Source organism: Parvibaculum sp. (assembly GCF_019635935.1).
Taxonomy (GTDB): Bacteria; Pseudomonadota; Alphaproteobacteria; order Parvibaculales; family Parvibaculaceae; genus Parvibaculum.
Genome location: NZ_JAHBYN010000001.1, coordinates 374,773 through 392,026, shown reverse-complemented (window position 1 = coordinate 392,026; position 17,254 = coordinate 374,773). Strand labels below are relative to the sequence as shown.

17 protein-coding genes are annotated in these 17,254 nt (G+C 65.5%); 6 read left to right on the top strand and 11 right to left on the bottom strand.

What is annotated here, in order from left to right; translation table 11 throughout:
- Positions 1 to 11 precede the first annotated feature (11 nt).
- Together KF719_RS02035 and KF719_RS02030 are read right to left on the bottom strand one after the other, a co-directional pair.
- Positions 12 to 683: an NUDIX hydrolase gene (locus KF719_RS02035; protein WP_293506669.1), complete on the bottom strand. Its 672-nt coding sequence runs from the start codon at positions 681 to 683 to the stop codon at positions 12 to 14.
- Positions 684 to 688: 5 nt separating this feature from the next.
- Positions 689 to 1,456, bottom strand: a complete 768-nt coding sequence (locus KF719_RS02030) for an NUDIX hydrolase (RefSeq protein WP_293506667.1) — start codon at positions 1,454 to 1,456, stop codon at positions 689 to 691.
- Positions 1,457 to 1,681: 225 nt separating this feature from the next.
- Here KF719_RS02030 and KF719_RS02025 point away from each other — a divergent pair, with 225 nt between their 5' ends.
- The gene (locus tag KF719_RS02025; RefSeq protein ID WP_293506665.1) at positions 1,682 to 2,710 is read left to right on the top strand and encodes a fatty acid desaturase; all 1,029 of its coding nucleotides are present in this window, start codon (positions 1,682 to 1,684) and stop codon (positions 2,708 to 2,710) included.
- 6 nt (positions 2,711 to 2,716) lie between these two features.
- Here the strand turns inward: KF719_RS02025 and KF719_RS02020 are convergent, their stop codons facing one another.
- The 3 genes from KF719_RS02020 to topA all read right to left on the bottom strand — a co-directional run bounded on the left by KF719_RS02020 (position 2,717) and on the right by topA (position 8,289).
- Positions 2,717 to 3,130 carry a DUF983 domain-containing protein gene (locus tag KF719_RS02020; RefSeq protein WP_363318000.1) on the bottom strand — a complete coding sequence of 138 codons (414 nt, stop codon included), beginning with the start codon at positions 3,128 to 3,130 and terminating at the stop codon, positions 2,717 to 2,719.
- Positions 3,131 to 3,271: 141 nt separating this feature from the next.
- Complete coding sequence (gene rnr, locus KF719_RS02015; RefSeq protein WP_293506663.1) at positions 3,272 to 5,602, bottom strand: ribonuclease R; 2,331 nt, start codon at positions 5,600 to 5,602, stop codon at positions 3,272 to 3,274.
- A gap of 2 nt (positions 5,603 to 5,604) precedes the next feature.
- Positions 5,605 to 8,289, bottom strand: coding sequence for a type I DNA topoisomerase (gene topA / locus KF719_RS02010; RefSeq protein ID WP_293506661.1), 2,685 nt, complete (start codon positions 8,287 to 8,289; stop codon positions 5,605 to 5,607).
- 341 nt (positions 8,290 to 8,630) lie between these two features.
- Between topA and KF719_RS02005 the strand changes: the two genes are divergently transcribed.
- Entirely contained in the window at positions 8,631 to 8,894 is a 264-nt protein-coding gene (locus KF719_RS02005) for a hypothetical protein (protein WP_293506659.1), read from the top strand.
- A gap of 13 nt (positions 8,895 to 8,907) precedes the next feature.
- On the opposite strand, the gene dprA is transcribed toward KF719_RS02005, so the two are convergent.
- Genes dprA through KF719_RS01985 form a run of 4 tightly spaced genes read right to left on the bottom strand, consistent with a single transcriptional unit; the run spans position 8,908 to position 12,994 of the window.
- A complete protein-coding gene (gene dprA, locus KF719_RS02000; RefSeq protein ID WP_293506658.1) occupies positions 8,908 to 10,023 on the bottom strand; it encodes a DNA-processing protein DprA in 1,116 nt (371 codons plus the stop codon).
- A 5-nt stretch (positions 10,024 to 10,028) separates the two neighbouring features.
- Positions 10,029 to 10,673 carry a glycerol-3-phosphate 1-O-acyltransferase PlsY gene (gene plsY / locus KF719_RS01995; RefSeq protein ID WP_293506657.1) on the bottom strand — a complete coding sequence of 215 codons (645 nt, stop codon included), beginning with the start codon at positions 10,671 to 10,673 and terminating at the stop codon, positions 10,029 to 10,031.
- 36 nt (positions 10,674 to 10,709) lie between these two features.
- Positions 10,710 to 12,011: a dihydroorotase gene (locus tag KF719_RS01990; RefSeq protein ID WP_293506656.1), complete on the bottom strand. Its 1,302-nt coding sequence runs from the start codon at positions 12,009 to 12,011 to the stop codon at positions 10,710 to 10,712.
- A complete protein-coding gene (locus KF719_RS01985; RefSeq protein WP_293506655.1) occupies positions 12,008 to 12,994 on the bottom strand; it encodes an aspartate carbamoyltransferase catalytic subunit in 987 nt (328 codons plus the stop codon). Before KF719_RS01985 ends, KF719_RS01990 begins: the two co-directional genes overlap by 4 nt.
- A 139-nt stretch (positions 12,995 to 13,133) precedes the next feature.
- Between KF719_RS01985 and KF719_RS01980 the strand changes: the two genes are divergently transcribed.
- Genes KF719_RS01980 through KF719_RS01970 form a run of 3 tightly spaced genes read left to right on the top strand, consistent with a single transcriptional unit; the run spans position 13,134 to position 15,356 of the window.
- Positions 13,134 to 13,397, top strand: coding sequence for a BrnT family toxin (locus KF719_RS01980; RefSeq protein ID WP_293506653.1), 264 nt, complete (start codon positions 13,134 to 13,136; stop codon positions 13,395 to 13,397).
- Positions 13,384 to 13,680: a BrnA antitoxin family protein gene (locus KF719_RS01975; RefSeq protein ID WP_293506651.1), complete on the top strand. Its 297-nt coding sequence runs from the start codon at positions 13,384 to 13,386 to the stop codon at positions 13,678 to 13,680. Before KF719_RS01980 ends, KF719_RS01975 begins: the two co-directional genes overlap by 14 nt.
- Positions 13,677 to 15,356, top strand: a complete 1,680-nt coding sequence (locus KF719_RS01970; protein WP_293506650.1) for an isovaleryl-CoA dehydrogenase — start codon at positions 13,677 to 13,679, stop codon at positions 15,354 to 15,356. Before KF719_RS01975 ends, KF719_RS01970 begins: the two co-directional genes overlap by 4 nt.
- On the opposite strand, the gene KF719_RS01965 is transcribed toward KF719_RS01970, so the two are convergent.
- Both KF719_RS01965 and ruvX read right to left on the bottom strand, forming a co-directional pair.
- Entirely contained in the window at positions 15,357 to 16,271 is a 915-nt protein-coding gene (locus KF719_RS01965) for an AEC family transporter (protein ID WP_293506649.1), read from the bottom strand.
- Positions 16,272 to 16,294: 23 nt separating this feature from the next.
- Positions 16,295 to 16,765, bottom strand: a complete 471-nt coding sequence (gene ruvX, locus KF719_RS01960; RefSeq protein WP_293506648.1) for a Holliday junction resolvase RuvX — start codon at positions 16,763 to 16,765, stop codon at positions 16,295 to 16,297.
- 201 nt (positions 16,766 to 16,966) lie between these two features.
- Here ruvX and gatC point away from each other — a divergent pair, with 201 nt between their 5' ends.
- Positions 16,967 to 17,254 carry an Asp-tRNA(Asn)/Glu-tRNA(Gln) amidotransferase subunit GatC gene (gatC, locus tag KF719_RS01955; protein WP_293506646.1) on the top strand — a complete coding sequence of 96 codons (288 nt, stop codon included), beginning with the start codon at positions 16,967 to 16,969 and terminating at the stop codon, positions 17,252 to 17,254.

The following is a 17,254-nucleotide window of genomic DNA, read 5'->3' as shown; positions in this document are numbered from 1 at the left end:
ATGGAGCAGCCTTAAGCCCGCACGATCGGTTTGTCGTTGCGGTAGGAGTATAGCGGGATGCGGGTGCGGGCGCCTTCGCGGTGGCGGCGGCCGATCTCGCGCAGGACGAATTCGGTGACGTCGATCACCGGTAGTTTCAGCGCATCGGAAAGCGGATACCAGTCGAGTTCGCTGAGTTCGCCGCTGCCTTGCAGCGTGCCTTCGGCGCTCGATGCCGGGGCGGCAAAGAAGCGGGCATGGAAGCGGATCGGGCTTGAGGCCGGGGTGATGGCGCGGGCAACGAAATCGAGCACGTCGAGGCGCGGCGCGATCCCGCGTTCGCGGAAAGGCTGCCAGCCTTCGCCTGCCGTGTCGCCGACATGGCCGGACCGCGCGACGATGAGGCCGGTTTCCTCGAAGGTTTCGCGGATGGCGGCCATGGCGAGCGCCTCGGCCTTCGCGCCGGCGGCGGCGCTCTGCATCATCCTTGCGGTCTCGCCGGAGAAGCCGGTGGCGGGACGCGCCAGAAGATCGCCGGCGTCGAGCTTGCCGCCGGGAAATACGAAGGCGTCGGGGATGAATTTCATCCGGGCATGGCGGCGGCCCATCAGGATGCGCGGTTCGCCGCCCGCGTCGTCGATCAGCACGAGGCTGGCCGCGTCGCGCGGACGGATCGCGCGGGGGCGCGGCGTTTCGACATTCACAGGCTTCAATCTCCGATGGTGTCGCGGATGGCGTTGCCGCCGCGAAAATAGATGAAAGGGGTGGCACGCGCGTTTTGCGCTGCCGTTGCGAGACGCAGGCGCTCGTCGATTTCGTCGAGAACGACGCGGGTGATGTTGGGCAGGTCGAGGTCGCGCGCATCGGCGAGGGTCAGCCAGTGCAGTCCCTGCAATTCGCCGGAGCCCGCGACCTTCAGCGGATCGCCCTGGATCGCTTCGGTATCGGCGATGAAGAAGCGCGTGTCGAAGCGGCGGGTGCGGTAGGGCGGGGTGATGGCACGGGCGACGAAATCGAGCGAGCCGAGCGCCGGCGCGACGCCTTGCGCGAAGTATTCGTTCCAGTCGGGATGTTTGCTGCGCGCGGGCGCGGCGACGGGCTGGCCGATGACGAGACCGGTTTCCTCGAAGGTTTCGCGGATTGCCGCCAGCGCCAGCGCACGGGCGCGGCGTTCGGTCGGGGTGCCGCGCATGCGCGCCATCAGGCGGCGCGCAACCGGCGCGCGCAGATCTTCAGCCGGTGCAATGCGGCTGTCGGCCGGATCGACGCGGCCGCCGGGAAAGACAAATTTGTTGGGCATGAATTTGTGATCGGCATGGCGCTGGCCCATCAGCACGCGCGGCGCCGAACCGTCGCGACGCACGATGATGAGTGTCGAGGCGTCGCGCGGACGTACCGCACGGCCTTGCGTCGTCTCGCGATATTCCTGCTCGCGCGACTTTTTGGGGTCGAAGACGCCCCGATGTTCGTCGGCCATGTTTTCGTTCCGATTCCCGAATTTCGTTGTGCGGGCAGGATGCCCGGGGGCGGGGAGACTGTCCAGAGAGGGCGGAAAAGGCCGTTTTATCGGCTATTTACGCGCAGTACACAAATATGCCGCTATCGTAGGGGAAGTGTGGTCTATTCCCGCACATCATTGTACCGCCCGCGCCGTTCGCCCTTACAGATGCGACCGCCCGGGTTCAGCACGGGTCTTGCGCATTTGAGTATTGGGCACAACACAGGCGCACCCGCCGCCGCAGCACGTACCTGGATACAAATTCTCAACCGCTACAGGGAACCGAGCCACGGGCGCGGCGCCATTGAGCTCGCGATCACGGCCTTGCCGCTCGTTGCGCTGTGGTTTGCCGCCTGGTTCACCTATTCGCTCGGCTATTGGTGGGCGCCGCTCGCCATCGCGATACCGGCTGCCGGCTTTCTGGTGCGGCTGTTCGCGATCCAGCACGATTGCGGGCACGGTTCGTTTTTTCCGCGACGCTGGATGAACGACTGGGTCGGCCGCGCGATCGGCGTGCTGACGGTGACGCCCTACGACGTGTGGCGGCGCAACCATGCGATCCATCACTCGGCGGCCGGCAATCTCGACAAGCGCGGCGTTGGCGATGTCGATACGCTGACGGTGCGCGAGTATCTGGCGCTTTCGCGCTGGGGGAAGTTCCGGTATCGCCTTTACCGCCATCCGCTGGTGCTGTTCGGCATCGGGCCGGCCTATCTGTTCCTGCTGGAGCAGCGGTTGCCCATCGGCATGATGCGCGGCGGCTGGCGGCCCTGGATCAGCACGCAGGTGACCAACGCGGCGATGCTGGCAATCGCGGCGGGTCTGATCTGGCTTGTCGGCATCAAGGCGTTCCTGCTGGTGCATGTGCCCATCGTCGTCATCGCGTCGTCGATCGGCGTCTGGATGTTCTATGTGCAGCATCAGTTCGAGGACACGTTCTGGAGCGAAGAAGGCGGCTGGGATTTTCACGAAGCGGCGCTGCGCGGCTCGTCCTATTACGATTTGCCGTGGCCGCTGCGCTGGCTGACCGCCAATATCGGCATTCACCACGTCCATCATCTTCACGCGCGTATTCCGTCGTACCGGCTGCCACGCGTGTTGCGCGACCATCCCGACCTGCGCGAAATCGGAAGGCTGACGCTACTCGACAGCTTGCGCTGCGTGCGGCTGGTGCTGTGGGACGAGGGGAAAAAGCGGCTCGTGACATTTCGCGAGGCGCGCACCGGGAGCTGATTGCGGTCAGTCTTCGGTTTCGCCGCCGAAGCCGTGCATGCGCAGCGCCCATTGCCAGCCGACAATGGCGCCCTTGAGACGCGGCAGGAACCAGAGCGAGAGCGCGAGCGTCATGGCCGGCCAGAGCGCGGCATGGACCCAGATGGGCGGCAGGTAGGCCAGCTCCGTCCAGAGCATCATCGGCACGACGATGTGGCCGACGATCATGATGGTGAAATAGGGCGGCGCATCGTCGGCGCGGTGATGGAGTAGCTCCTCGCCGCAGTGGCCGCATGTGTCGGCGATCTTCAGGAACTGGCGAAAGACATTGCCGTGGCCGCAGGCCGGGCAGCGCATGGCGAAGCCGCGGCGGATCGCCGGGAAGGCCGGGCGGGGCGCTTCATCCGCTGCCTCGAAGATGCGGGGTTCGGTCATGTCCATCGGGTACTCATTGCGGATCGTACAAGGCTAGCGGCCAAAAGAGCCGGACGGCGGGCCGCTGCCGCAACGTCTCCCAGCAAAATGGTCGGATTTGGCGCCAGATGAAATGTGGCAGGTTGCCGCGCGGCGCGGGGCCCCAAGTCAGCGGCGGGATTTGGCTTTGCGTTCGGCACCGGGCTTGCCGCGCGGCGGGCCGCGCCGGGGGGCCGGACGGCGATTGCCGCCACGTCCGGCGGGTTTGCCCTCGCTTCCGCCTTCGAGAAGCTCGAGGCGGAGGCCGCCGGTGATCGGCACGGCTTCGACGAGGCGCACCAGCACGCCGTCGCCGAGGCGATAGGTGAGGCCTGTGCGTTCGCCGATGAGGGCGTGCAGGATTTCGTCATGGTGGAAGAAATCGCCACCGAGCGTCGAGATCGGCACGAAACCGTCGGCGCCGGTTTCATCGAGTTTGACGAACAGGCCGAAGCGCGTGACGCCGGCGACGCGGCCGCGGAACTCGGCGCCGATGCGCGCTTCGAGGAAGGCGGCGATGAAGCGGTCCTTCGAGTCGCGCTCGGCCAGCATCGAGCGGCGCTCGGTCATCGAGATGTGTTCGGCGATTTCAACGAGGCCGGCGGCTTCGTCGTCGGTCTGGCCGTCTTTGCCGAAATCGAGGCTTGCGACCAGCGCACGATGGACCGTGAGATCGGCGTAGCGGCGGATCGGCGACGTGAAATGCGCGTAGCGGCGCAGGTTGAGGCCGAAGTGGCCGATATTGTCGGGCGAATAAACGGCTTGCGCCTGCGAGCGGAGAATAACGTCGGAGACCATGCGGTCGTGCTCGGTGCCGTCGACCGATTTCAGGATGCGATTGAAATTCGCCGGGCGGACCGTTTCGCCTTTCGCGAAACTGAGATTGAGCGTCGCCAGGAATTCGGCAAGCGCAACCAGCTTTTCGCGCGTCGGCGCGTCATGGATGCGGTAGATGACCGAGCGGCGCTTCGCCTCGGCGCTTTCGGCGGCGCAGACATTGGCCTGGATCATGAACTCCTCGATGAGTTTCATCGATTCATGTTTTTCGCCGATGCGGATCGCGCCGATGCGGCCTTCGGCGTCGATGTCGATCTTGTATTCGGGCATGTCGAGGTCGAGGGGCCCGCGCGCCTCGCGCGCTTTCGCCAGAATGCGGTAGGCGGCCCAGAGCGGTTTCAGCACAGGCTCGAGCAGCGGGCCCGCGACGTCGTCGGGGCGGCCGTCGATCGCCTGCTGGACCTGTTTGTAGCTGAGGCTCGCGGCCGAGCGCATCAGACCACGGATGAATTCGTGGCCGCGCTTCTGGCCGTTGCGATCGAAGACCATGCGCACCGCGAAGCAGGCGCGATCCTCGCCATCGACCAGCGAGCAGAGATCGTTGGAAATGCGTTCGGGCAGCATCGGCACGACGCGATCCGGGAAATAGGTCGAGTTGCCGCGTTTGCGCGCCTCGCGGTCCATCGGCGAGCCGGGCTTCACATAGGCCGCGACATCGGCAATGGCGACGATGGCGACGACGCCGCCTTCGTTTTTCGGATCGTCGTCGGGCGCCGCCCAGACCGCGTCGTCATGGTCGCGCGCGTCCGGCGGGTCGATGGTGATGAGGGGGATGTCGCGCAGATCGGTGCGGCCCTTGAGGCCGTGATGCTTCGCCGCCTCGGCCTCGGCTATCACATCGTCGGGAAAGGCATCGGGGATGCCGTGCGTGTGAATGGCGATCAGGCTGATCGAGCGCGGATCGGCGCTGTCGCCGAAGACCTCGCGGACGCGGGCGCGCGGCGTGCCGTAACGCTTGCCGGGGATGGTTTCGGCGAGCACCAGGTTTCCGTCCTCGGCGCCTTGTGCGTCGTCGAGGCCGATCTCGAATTCGACGCGGACTTTCTTGTCGACGGGGATCAGGCGCGCCACTTTCGCGCCCTTCGCGCGGCGAAAGAGACCCATGATGCGTTCGGCGCCCTTGCCGACGCGGCGGATGACGCGCGCCTCGAAGGGCCATGTTTCGTCGTCGGTCTTTTCGATGCGCGCCAGCACGCGGTCGCCGACGCCGGCCGGTGGCTCGTCGACGGTTTCGTGTTTGCCGCGGCGCTTCATGTCGGGTGTGACGACGATTTGCGGCGGTGGCGTTTCGCCGGGCCATGAGACCGGGCGGGCGATCAGGTCACCATCGATGTCGGTGTGGGTGATTTCGATGACGGTGACGGGCGGCAATTCGCCGACGCGGCGCAGGCTTTTCGTTTCGTCCTTTGCGATCAGGCCTTCGTCCTTCAGCTCCTTCAGCAATTGCTTGAAGGGCAGGCGGTCATCGCCCTTGATGCCGAAGGCCCGGCCGATCTCGCGCTTGCCGAGCTTGCCGCCGTTTTCGGCGATAAATTTCAGGATGTCGTCGCGCGAGGGGAGGTGGCCGCCGGATTTTCTTTTCTTTCCGGCCCCGGATTTTTTCGGCTTGCTGCGCTCGGCCAATGTCAATCCGCCGGTTCTGCGATTTTAGCGGCGCTCTTCGATTTCGAGGCGGGCTTCTTCGCGGGCGTTTTCTTCTTTGCCGCGGGTTTCTTTTTCGTGGCAGGTTTTTTCGCGGCGGCTTTTTTCGCGGGCTTGCTTTCGCCGCCGGATTTTTTGGCGGCGGCTTTCTTCGCCGGTTTCTTCTTGCCGCTTTTTGTTTCGCGTTCGGCGACGAGCGCGAGCGCTTCTTCGAGCGTCACCGCCATCGGGTCGCCCGATTTCGGCAGCGTCGCGTTGGTGGAGGCGTGTTTGACGTAAGGCCCGTACTTGCCTTCGCGGACCTGCACCGGTTTGCCGGTTTCAGGATGCTCGCCCAGTTCCTTCAGCACCTTGCCGGCGCGCTCTTCGGCGCGAATGATTTTCTCGGCGAGGACGGCGATCGCACGGTTGAGGCCGATGTCGAAGAGTTCCTCGGGGTCTTTCAGGTTGGCGTAGGTGCCGTCGTGCAGGACGAAAGGTCCGAAGCGGCCGAGGCCGGCGGTGATCTTCTTGCCGGTTTCGGGATGAATGCCGACCTCGCGCGGCAGCGTCAGCAGGCGCAACGCCTTTTCGAGATCGACATCGGCGGCCGACATTTTGGCGGGCAGGCCGCTGCGCTTTGGCTTTTCGTCGGGACTGAGCGGCGCGCGTTCGACGTAAGGACCGAAGCGGCCGGTCTTCAGCGAAATCTCGGCATTGGTTTCGGGGTCGGTGCCGAGCACGCGGTCGCCGGACTGTTCCTCGCCGTCGGCGCCGACCGTCAACTGGCGCGTGAAGCGGCATTCGGGATAGTTCGAGCAGCCGACAAAGGCGCCGAAGCGGCCGACCTTCAGCGAGATGCGGCCGTCGGCGCAGGCCGGGCATTTGCGCGGGTCGGAGCCGTCTTCCTTTTCGGGGAAGACATGCGGTGCCAGCACTTCGTTGAGGCGGTCGAGCACTTCGGTGATGCGCAGTTCGAGCGCCTGGGCGACGTCGACGGTGAATTCCTTCCAGAATTCGCGCAGCAGATCCTTCCAGTCGAGTTCGCCGGCCGAGACCTTGTCGAGTTTTTCCTCCAGCGCCGCGGTGAAATCGTATTCGACGTAGCGGGTGAAGAAGTTTTCGAGGAAGGCGGTGACGAGGCGGCCCTTGTCGTGCGGCACGAAACGGTTCTTGTCCATGTGGACATATTCGCGGTCGCGCAAGGTCTGCAGCGTCGAGGCGTAGGTGGAGGGGCGGCCGATGCCGAGTTCTTCCATGCGCTTCACGAGCGTCGCTTCGGTGAAGCGAGGCGGCGGTTCGGTGAAATGCTGTTCGGGCCGCACCTTGTCGAGGCCGAGCTTGTCGCCGCGCGCGACTTTTGGCAGGCGGCCGCCATCCTCGCCTTCCTCCGGCTCGTCGCGGCCTTCCTGATAGAGACGCAGGAAGCCGTCGAAGACGATGACGGAGCCGGTGGCACGCAGGCCGATGGGTGCGTCGTCGGCCTCGATCTCGATGGTGGTGCGTTCGAGCTGCACGCTTTCCATCTGGCTGGCGACGGTGCGGTTCCAGACCAGTTCGTAGAGGCGGCGCTGATCGTCTTCGAGGCGGGCGGCAACGTGTTTCGGCAAGCGGGCGAGGTCTGTCGGGCGGATCGCTTCGTGCGCTTCCTGTGCGTTCTTCGCCTTGGTCGTGTAGACGCGCGGCGCGTCCGGCAGATAGGCCTCGCCGAACTCGTTGTTGATGACGGTGCGCGCCTGGGCGATCGCTTCCGGCGCGATCTGCACACCGTCGGTTCGCATGTAGGTGATGAGGCCGGTCGTTTCGCCGTCGATCTCGACGCCTTCATAGAGGCGCTGCGCGACCTGCATGGTGCGGCTCGCCGAGAAGCCGAGCTTGCGCGAGGCTTCCTGCTGCAGGGTCGAGGTGGTGAAGGGCGGGTTCGGGTGACGGCGTGCCGGCTTGCTCTCGACCGACTTGACGGAGAAGCGCGAGGCCTTGATGCGCGCTTCGATTTCTCGCGCGGATTTTTCGTCCGGGATGTCGAACTTGTCGAGCTTCTTGCCGTCGAGATTGACGAGGCGGGCGACGAAGGCGGCGTTCGAGCCGGTCTTCATGTCGGTCTCGACGGTCCAGTATTCGCGGGCGCGGAAGGCCTCGATTTCGAGTTCGCGGTCGCAGATGAGACGCAGCGCAACGGATTGCACGCGGCCCGCCGAGCGCGAGCCCGGCAGCTTGCGCCAGAGGACGGGCGAGAGCGTGAAGCCGACCAGATAGTCGAGGGCGCGGCGCGCGAGATAGGCGTCGATCAACTCCTTGTCGAGGCCGCGCGGATGCGTCATCGCCTCGGTGACCGATTGCTTGGTGATCGCGTTGAAGACGACGCGCTGGATCTCGACGTCCTTCAACACCTTTTTTTTGTTGAGAACTTCCAGCACATGCCAGGAAATCGCCTCGCCCTCGCGATCCGGGTCGGTGGCGAGGATCAGGCGGTCGGCGCCTTTGACGGCGGCGGCAATTTCGTTGAGGCGCTTCTGGGATTTGGCGTCGACGTCCCAGGCCATGGTGAAGTCTTCGTCCGGCAGGACCGAGCCGTCCTTGGAGGGCAGGTCGCGGACATGGCCGTAGGAGGCCAGGACCTTGTAGCCCTTGCCGAGGTACTTGTTGATCGTTTTCGCCTTGGCCGGCGACTCGACAATGACGACGTCCATCGAACGCTCGAACTCTCTTTATATTGTGGCCTGCCGTCTCCGGGCGCCATCAGCGCGCGGGCGATCCGGTCGCCGATATGCCGTGAGAAACCGGAGGCCGCCGCTGCATCCGGCTGCCTTCAGCCGCCGGGTGAACATGGTGAAAAGGGCAGAGACTGTCAAATCCGGCGGAAATCCTTGGAAAAATCGATGCCGCAGCGCAGTCGGACCGGATTGGACCTTGTCGGGCAGGTTCGCCAACCCCCGATACGATGAATTGATATAGTCTAAGGGTCTAGATCGTTAGTCCTGAACGGTGCCTTGTCAGAGCATCGCGCGGGGTAAGGATGCGGAGGATGCGGATGAGTGTCATGCATGTGGAAACGGCTGGATTCTCGCGGGTAGCGCGAGATGAGGGCCTCCAGACGAAGGCGGCGGTGCGCCCGGAACCGCTGGAAAATGCGGAGGATGCCGAGATTGCGGCCTATCTTCTCGACCTGACGATTGCGGCGCGGCGCATGGCGATGGCGCGGGGGTTCGAATTCCTCGCCTATCTCGTCGGCGTGGCGGCGGAAGAGGCGCGGATGCTGAGTCTCGGAAAGTCGGCGGTTAAGAAGAAAGAGTAATCCGAACAGAGGGTTAGATCAGGCTGAGGCGGTCGCCGGGATCGCGGTGCAGGCGGCCGGCAAGCTCCAGTTCGAGCACGACGGCGCGCACCACCGGAACCGAAACGCCCGACTGGCGGACGATTTCGTCGAGCGGTGTGGGGGTCGGACCCAGCGCGGCGAGGACGGAATCGCGGGCACTGTCATCGAACTGCCGAGAAACTGTCATGCCGGATTGGGCGCCGTTGTAGGCCGGGGGGCCGGGTTCGCGCAGTGCGCGGCCGAGAGGGGTCGCCAAGGCCGCGATCACGTCCTCCGCCGTCTCGACAAGGGGCGCCCCGTCCTTGATGAGGCGATTCGAACCGCCGGCGCGGGGATCGAGCGGCGATCCGGGAACGGCGAAAACATCGCGGCCCTGTTCCAGCGCGAAACGGGCGGTGATGAGCGAGCCCGAGCGGTGCGCCGCCTCGACCACGACGACGGCGAGCGCGAGGCCGGAGATCAGGCGGTTGCGGCGCGGGAAGTGACGGGCCTGCGGGCTGGTGCCGGGCGGCATTTCCGAAACCAGCGCGCCGCTCTCCGCGATCGACGCCTGCAGATCACGATTTTCTTCCGGATAGACGATGTCGACGCCGCCGGCGAGCACGGCGATGGCGCCCGTGTCGAGCGAGGCGCGGTGCGCCGCCGTGTCGATGCCGCGGGCCAGACCCGAGACGACGGCAAAACCCTCCGTACCGAGAGCTTTGGCGATGTCGCCCGCGATCTTGCGGCCGGCGGCCGAGGCGTTGCGCGAACCGACGATCGCGATCGACGGGCGGGCGAGATGCTCTGTGCTGCCTATGACCGAGATCACGGGCGCGGGCGGATCGAGGGCGGCGAGGCGCGGGGGGAAGTCAGCATCGCCCCAGACAAGAAGGCGGGCGCCGAGCCTTTCAAGGCGCGACAGTTCGGCGTCGGCTTCGGCGGCGCTCGCGACTTTTATCGCGCGCTTCGCACCGCCGCGCGCCGCGAGATCGGGTAAGGCGTCGATGGCGGCAACGGCGTTGCCGCAATGTTGCAGGAGATCGCGGAAGGTAACGGGACCGACATTTTCGCTGCGGGCGAGGCGCAGCCGCGCGATCCGCTCGGTCTCGGAGAGCGGTGCGATCATGGCGGTCAGGACCCGGCCGGTTTTTGTCCGATGCGGGATTCGGTGCCGGCAAGCAGGCGGCGGATGTTTTCGCGATGGGCGATGTAGATCAGGACCGCCAGTACAACGCCGAGGCCAACCAGATGCCAGTGATCGAGCCAAGCCAGATAGACCGGCGTCAGCAAGGCGGCGACCAGCGCCGACAATGAGGAGTAGCGCGAGATCGCGGCGACAAGCGCCCATGTGGCGCAGAAGAGCAGGCCGACCGGCCAATGCAGCGCCAGCAACACGCCGATGAGGGTCGAGACGCCCTTGCCGCCCTTGAAGCCGAGCCAGACCGGATAGAGATGACCGAGAAAGGCGGTGAGCGCCGCGACCGACGACATCCAGCCGATGTCGGTTCCCGTCATGGCGCCGAGCCGCGCGGCAAGGAGGACGGCGACGGCGCCCTTGCCCGCGTCGCCGATCAGCGTGCCGGCGGCGACCCAGCGATTTCCGGTTCTGAGCGCATTGGTGGCGCCGATATTGCCCGAGCCGATGTCGCGAATGTCGCCGAGGCCCGCAAGACGCGTCAGCAGCAGGCCGAAGGGGATGGAGCCCAACAGGTAGCCGAGCGCGGCGACGGCGAGCAGCAGAGGCGCAGCGGCCATGAAATCGATTTCAGCGGGCATTCAGTGTTCCTCCCCCAAAGCCACCCGGCGGAAAGACTAGCGCCCCGCGTCCTCGCCGTGAACATAAACTGTGCGGCCGCCGACCATGGTGCGGATGGCGCGGCCCTGGAAGCGGCGGTCCTCGAAGGGCGTGTTCTTCGAAATCGACTTCAGCTTTGCCGGATCGAGCACCCAGGGGGTGTCTGTGTCGATGAGGACAAGATCGGCGGGGAGGCCGGCGGCGAGACGGCCGCGGCCGAGACCGAGCAGGTCGGACGGCGCGTGGGTGAGCGCGGCAAGAAGGCGGGCGAGCGAGAGATCGCCGGCGTGAACCAGCGCGAGGCCGGCGGGAAGCAGGGTTTCGAGACCGATGGCGCCGAAATTCGCCTCGGCGAAGGGGCGGCGCTTCACTTCGGCGTCCTGCGGGTCGTGGCTCGAGACGACAACGTCGATGGTGCCGTCGGCAAGGCCCTCGACCAGCGCGCGGCGGTCGGCCTCGCCGCGCAGGGGCGGCGAGAGCTTGAAGAAGGTGCGGTAGCTCTGCACGTCGTTTTCGTTGAGCTGCAGATGCGCGGCCGAGACGCCGCAGGTGACGGGCAGGCCGTGGCGCTTGGCGCGGCGGATGATCTCGACCGAGGCCTCGCAGGAAACCTGTGCGACGTGATAGCGCCCGCCGGCAAGTTCGAGCAGGCGCAAATCGCGCTCGATGACGATGGTTTCGGCGACGGCGGGGATGCCGGCAAGGCCGAGGCGGGTCGCGAGTTCGCTTTCGTTCATCACGCCGCCCGAGAGCGAGGGTTCCTCCGCATGCTGAACGATCAGCGCGCCGAAATGCGCCGCATAAGTCATGGCGCGGCGCATCACCTGGGCGCTTGCTAGGGCCTTGTCGCCATCGGTGAAGGCGACCGCACCTGCATCGCGCAGCAGACCGATTTCGGTCATCTGTTCGCCGTGGAGGCCCTTGGTAAGGGCAGCCATGGTGTGGACATTGACGATGGCGGTGTCGCGGGCGCGGCGCTCGATGTAGTCGACAAGGGCGACATCGTCGATCACGGGATTGGTGTTCGGCATCACGATCATCGTCGTGACGCCGCCGGCCGCCGCCGCCTGGCTCGCCAGCGCCAGCGTTTCGCGATATTCGGCGCCCGGTTCGCCGGTGAAGACGCGGCAGTCGATGAGGCCGGGCGTCAGAACATGGCCGCCGCAATCGACGATCTCCACGCCGTCGGGCAGGCCGTCATTGAAGAGTTGGGGGCCGAGATCGGCGATGCGACCGTCTTCGATCAGCAGGCCGCCTTTTTCGTCGTAGCCGCTTGCCGGGTCGAGCAGGCGCGCATTGGTGAAGGCGGTGCGGCTCATGCGGCGCCTCCATTGCCGTTGCTGCGCTCGTTCGGCAGGTTGCGGGCCAAAGCGTCGAGCACCGCCATGCGCACGGCGACGCCCATTTCGACCTGTTCGCGGATGACGCTGCGGGCGAGGTCGTCGGCGACGGCGCTGTCGATTTCGACGCCGCGGTTCATCGGGCCGGGATGCATGACCAGCGCATCGGGCTTTGCGACCGCGAGCTTGGCGTAGTCGAGGCCGTGGAAGTGGAAATATTCGCGCTGCGAGGGGACGTAGGAACCCGTCATGCGCTCGAGCTGGAGGCGCAGCATCATCACGATGTCGACGCCTTCGAGGCCCTTCATCATGTCGTGGAAGACCTCGACGCCGAGACGCTCGACGCCTTTCGGCAGCAAGGTCGGCGGGGCGACGACGCGGACGCGGGCGCCCATCGCATTGAGCAGCAGGATGTTGGAGCGGGCGACGCGGCTGTGCATGATGTCGCCGCAGATCGCGACGGTGAGCCCTTGCAGCTTGCCTTTGCGGCGGCGGATGGTCAGCGCGTCGAGAAGGGCTTGCGTCGGGTGCTCATGGGAACCGTCGCCGGCATTGATGACCGAGCAGGAGACTTTCTGCGAGAGAAGCTCGACCGCGCCGGACGAGCCGTGGCGGATGACGATGAGGTCCGGGTGCATCGCGTTCAGCGTGACCGCGGTGTCGATCAGCGTTTCGCCCTTCTTCACCGAGGAGGCGCCGACCGACATGTTCATCACATCGGCGCCGAGGCGCTTGCCGGCCAATTCGAAAGAGCTCTGGGTGCGGGTGGAGGCTTCGAAGAAGAGATTGATCTGGGTGCGGCCGCGCAAGACCGAGCCCTTTTTGTCGACCTGGCGGTTCTGCTCGACATAGGTGTCGGCGAGGTCGAGAAGGGCGGTGATGTCGGCGGGGGAAAGGCCCTCGATCCCCAGCAAATGCCGGTGCGGGAAGAGGGTTTGGGGCTGTTTTTCAGCGCTGGTCATTAAAGCCGCATTGTATAGGGCGGATTCCCGGGGGCGGCAAGGCTCGGATTCGAATGCTGGCGCGGGGATGTTTGCGGAATAAATCCCGTTCATACTTCGGGCGGCTTGCGGGCGAGAATTATTGGGGGTACATTAATTCGTGTTCACGTGGGATGAGAAGAAGCGCGCCGCGAACAAGATCAAGCACGGCGTCGACTTTGCCACCGTCGAAGATTTTGAGTTCGATGCGGCCCTCATTCACGTCGATGACCGTTTCGATTACGGCGAAGTCAGAGAGGTTGCCCTCGGGCCAATAGGCCGGCGGCTCTATGTTCTGGTTTTCACCCGCCGTGGCGATAGCGTGCAGGTTATCAGTTTACGCAAGGCGAATGCGAAAGAGGAGGCCGCCTATGGCCGAAGGTAGAAAGAGGACAACCAAACCGGCGCATATCAGCCAAGCCGATTGGGACGCCGTCGACTCGCCGCCGTTAAGCGATGAATTTCTTGCGAAGATGCGTCCGGTCAAGGAGGCCGCACCGGAACTCATAAGGAAGCGCGGCCGACCGAAATCAGACGCGCCCAAGGAAGCAATCAAGCTGCGGTTGTCGCAAGATGTGCTTGCTTACTTCCGGTCCACCGGGCCCGGATGGCAGACACGCATCGACGAGACGCTGCGAAAAGTTGTGAAAGGCGGAAAACGGCAATGACGAATCCCAACGCCTTCGCGACGCATGAGGTGTTCAACCAGCCGCCGCCGCTGGAGGACGTCAATCTGTTTACCGCCGATACGGCGCTTCAGGAGACCGTGGAGCGCGAGGGCGCGGGCGCGGCGAAGGCGTCGCTGACGGCGTTCGGGAAAATTGCCGGGAGCGCCGAGACGATCGATCTCGGGCGGCAGGCGAATGCTTACCTGCCGGTGCTGAAAAGCTTCGATCGCTTCGGCCATCGGGCGGACCGGGTGGAGTTTCACCCTTCGTATCACAAGCTGATGGCGATTTCGGTCGCGCAGGGGCTGCACGGTTCGCCCTGGGATCATCTGAAGGACGGGCTCGACGCGCGCCCGAAGCCCGGCGCGGTCGTGGCGCGGCTCGCCGGCACCTACATGATGACGCAGGTGGAAGCGGGGCATGGCTGTCCGATCACCATGACCAATGCGGCGGTGCCGGCGCTGATGTTCCAGCCTTCCCTCGCCAAGGAATGGGTGCCGCGGATTCTTTCCCGCGACTACGACGAGCGGTTTGTGCCGGCGGCGGAAAAGAAGGGTGTGACGCTCGGCATGGGGATGACCGAGAAGCAGGGCGGCACCGATGTGCGCGCCAACACGACGGCGGCGATGCCGGTGAACGGCGGTGGGCCTGGGGCGGAATATCGGATTACCGGGCACAAGTGGTTTTTCTCGGCGCCGATGTGCGATGCGTTCCTCGTGCTGGCGCAGGCACCGAACGGGATCTCATGCTTTCTGATGCCGCGCTTCACGCCGGACGGGGAACCGAACACCATCCGCATCCAGCGGCTGAAGGACAAGGTGGGGAACAAGTCGAATGCGTCGTCCGAAGTCGAGTTTCAGGCCGCGTCGGGCTGGCTGATCGGCGAGGAAGGGCGCGGGGTGCGCAACATCATCGAGATGGCGACCTATACGCGGCTCGACTGCGCGGTGGCGACGGCGGGGATGATGCGGCAGGCGGTTTCACAGGCCGTGCATCACTGCTCCTATCGGACTGTGTTCCAGAAGAAGCTGATCGACCAGCCGCTGATGGCGAATGTGCTGGCGGACCTCGCGCTCGAAACGGAGGCGGCGACGGCGTTGTCGTTCCGCGTCGCGCGCTCGTTCGACCGGGCGCATGAGGACGAGGCGGAGGCGGCGTTCCGGCGGATCATGACGCCGGTGGCGAAATACTGGGTCTGCAAGCGGGCGCCGAACCTTGCTTATGAGGCGATGGAATGTCTCGGCGGCAATGGCTATGTGGAGGAGGGGATTGCGGGGCGCATCTATCGCGAGATGCCGGTGAATGCGATCTGGGAAGGCTCGGGCAATGTGATGTGCCTCGACGTGCTGCGCGCGCTGGCGCGGGAACCGCAGGCGCTCGATGTCGTGTTTGCCGAGTTCGACGGCGCGCGGGGCGCGAATGCGGCTTATGACGGGGCGCTCGAGGCGCTGAAGGAGGCGTTTGCCGATTTCGGTTCGCTGGAGGTGCGCTCGCGGCAGGTGGTGGAGCAGATGGCGAAGGTGGCGGCCGGATCGGTGCTGCTGCGGCATGCGCCTTCGTTTGTTTCGGACGCCTATTGCGCGACGCGGCTCGGGCGCGACTGGGGCGATGTCTACGGGACGCTACCGGTGGGCGCCGATGTGCGCGCGATTGTCGAGCGGGCGCGGGTGGCTTAGTTACCCCAACAACCACAACATCAGCGGCATGGTGATGGCCGCGAGGATGGTGGAGCCGGTGATCAGGCTTGCCATCAGTGTTGCGTCGCCGCCGAGCTGGCGGGCGAGGATGTAGGAGGATGTCGCGCCCGGCACCGCGCCGCAGAGGATGACGACGGCGGCGGGGAGGCCCGTTACGCCGAAGACGAAACACCAGCCCGCCATCAGCACCGGCATGACGAGAAGCTTGAGGCCGCTCGTGAGCGCGACGATCCAGCCGGTTTCGAGGGCGTGTTTCGGTTGCAGGCCGGCGCCGATGGCGATGAGGCCGATGGTGAGGGCGGCGGCGCCGAGAATGTCGAAGGTTGAGGCGAGCGGGCCTGGCAGACCGATGCCGGAGACATTGAGCGCGATGCCGGCGGCGCAGGCGAGGATCAGCGGGTTCTTCGACAAGAGGCGCAACACCGCGACGATGCCGGCCGGTTCGTCGCCGGCATAGCGCGTCAGGATCAGCACCGAGAGCACGTTGACGGTGGGCACCAGCACCGCGAAGGCGACGGCGGCGAGCGTGACGCCTTCGGGGCCGAAAAGCGAACCGATGGCGGCGAGCGCGACGAAGCCGTTCCAGCGCGCGGCGCCCTGGAACACCGACGAGAATTGCGGGCCGGAAAGCGGCAGCGCCTGCTTCATCAGCATCAGGATCGCGACCATCGAGAAGAGGCCGGCGCCGAGCGCCGAGGCCATGGGTCCGATGTCGTGATCGGTGAGGTTGGCGGTCGCCAGCGTGTGCAGCAGCAGGGCAGGGAAGAAGACGTAATAGGTCAGGCGGTCGAGCGGCGCCCAGAGGCCTTCCCCCGGAAAATCCATCCGCTTGATGACGAAACCGAGCGCGATGACCAGGAAGACGGGGATCAGGGAGTTCAGGATGGGGAGCATGGGTGTTTCTTCTTGTTCTTTGCTCAGAGCTTCTTAAGCCGGTCGAGCGCGCCTTGCAGAATGTACGCCGCCGCCATCTTGTCGACCAGTTCGGCGCGGCGGGCGCGGCTGGCGTCGGCGTCGAGAAGCGTGCGGGTGACGGCCTGGGTGGACATGCGCTCGTCCCAGAAGGCGATGGGGAGGGCGGTCAGTTTTTCGAGGTTGCGGATGAAGGCGCGGGTCGACTGGCAGCGCGGGCCTTCGGTGCCGTCCATGTTGAGCGGCAGGCCGACCACGAGGCCGCCCGCATCGTGTTCTGTGGCCAGCGCCAGCAGGCGGGCGGCGTCGGCGGCGAACTTGGTGCGCTTGATGGTTTCGAGGGGGCTTGCGATCGACAGCGAGACATCGGAGAGGGCAAGGCCGATGGTTTTCGAGCCGAGATCGACGCCGAGCAGGCGCTGGTGGCGCTTCAGCGCCGATTTCAGCTCGTCCAGTGACTTCAGATTGCCGCTCAAGTGGCTGTCATCCTTGAAAAAATTGGTTCGAGCGGACAATAGTGAGGCGGGGGGAGCGGCGCAATCGGCTTGCCTCATATAAAGAGAGCGGCGGCGTTGCGGCGCGGGCCCGCCGCTTGTTATGTTCCCCCGCGATTCAGCGAGCAAGGGGCGGCTTCCGCCCCCCGGACCCCGCTCTCAAAACCAGGATAAGGCAGGCCCATGTCGGTCGATCAGAAAACGGTCCGGCACATCGCCCGGCTTGCGCGGATTGCCGTGCGGGACGATGAGCTGGAGGCGCTCGAAAAGGAACTCAACGGCATTCTCGACTGGGTCGAGCAACTGGGCGAGGTCGACGTGACCGGCGTCGAGCCGATGACCAGCGCCGTGGAGGTCGCCATGAAGATGCGCGACGACGTGGCGGTGACCGAGAACCTGCAGAAGGAAGTGACGCGCAACGCGCCGGGCGCCGAGGACGGCTTCTATGTGGTGCCGAAGGTGGTGGAGTGA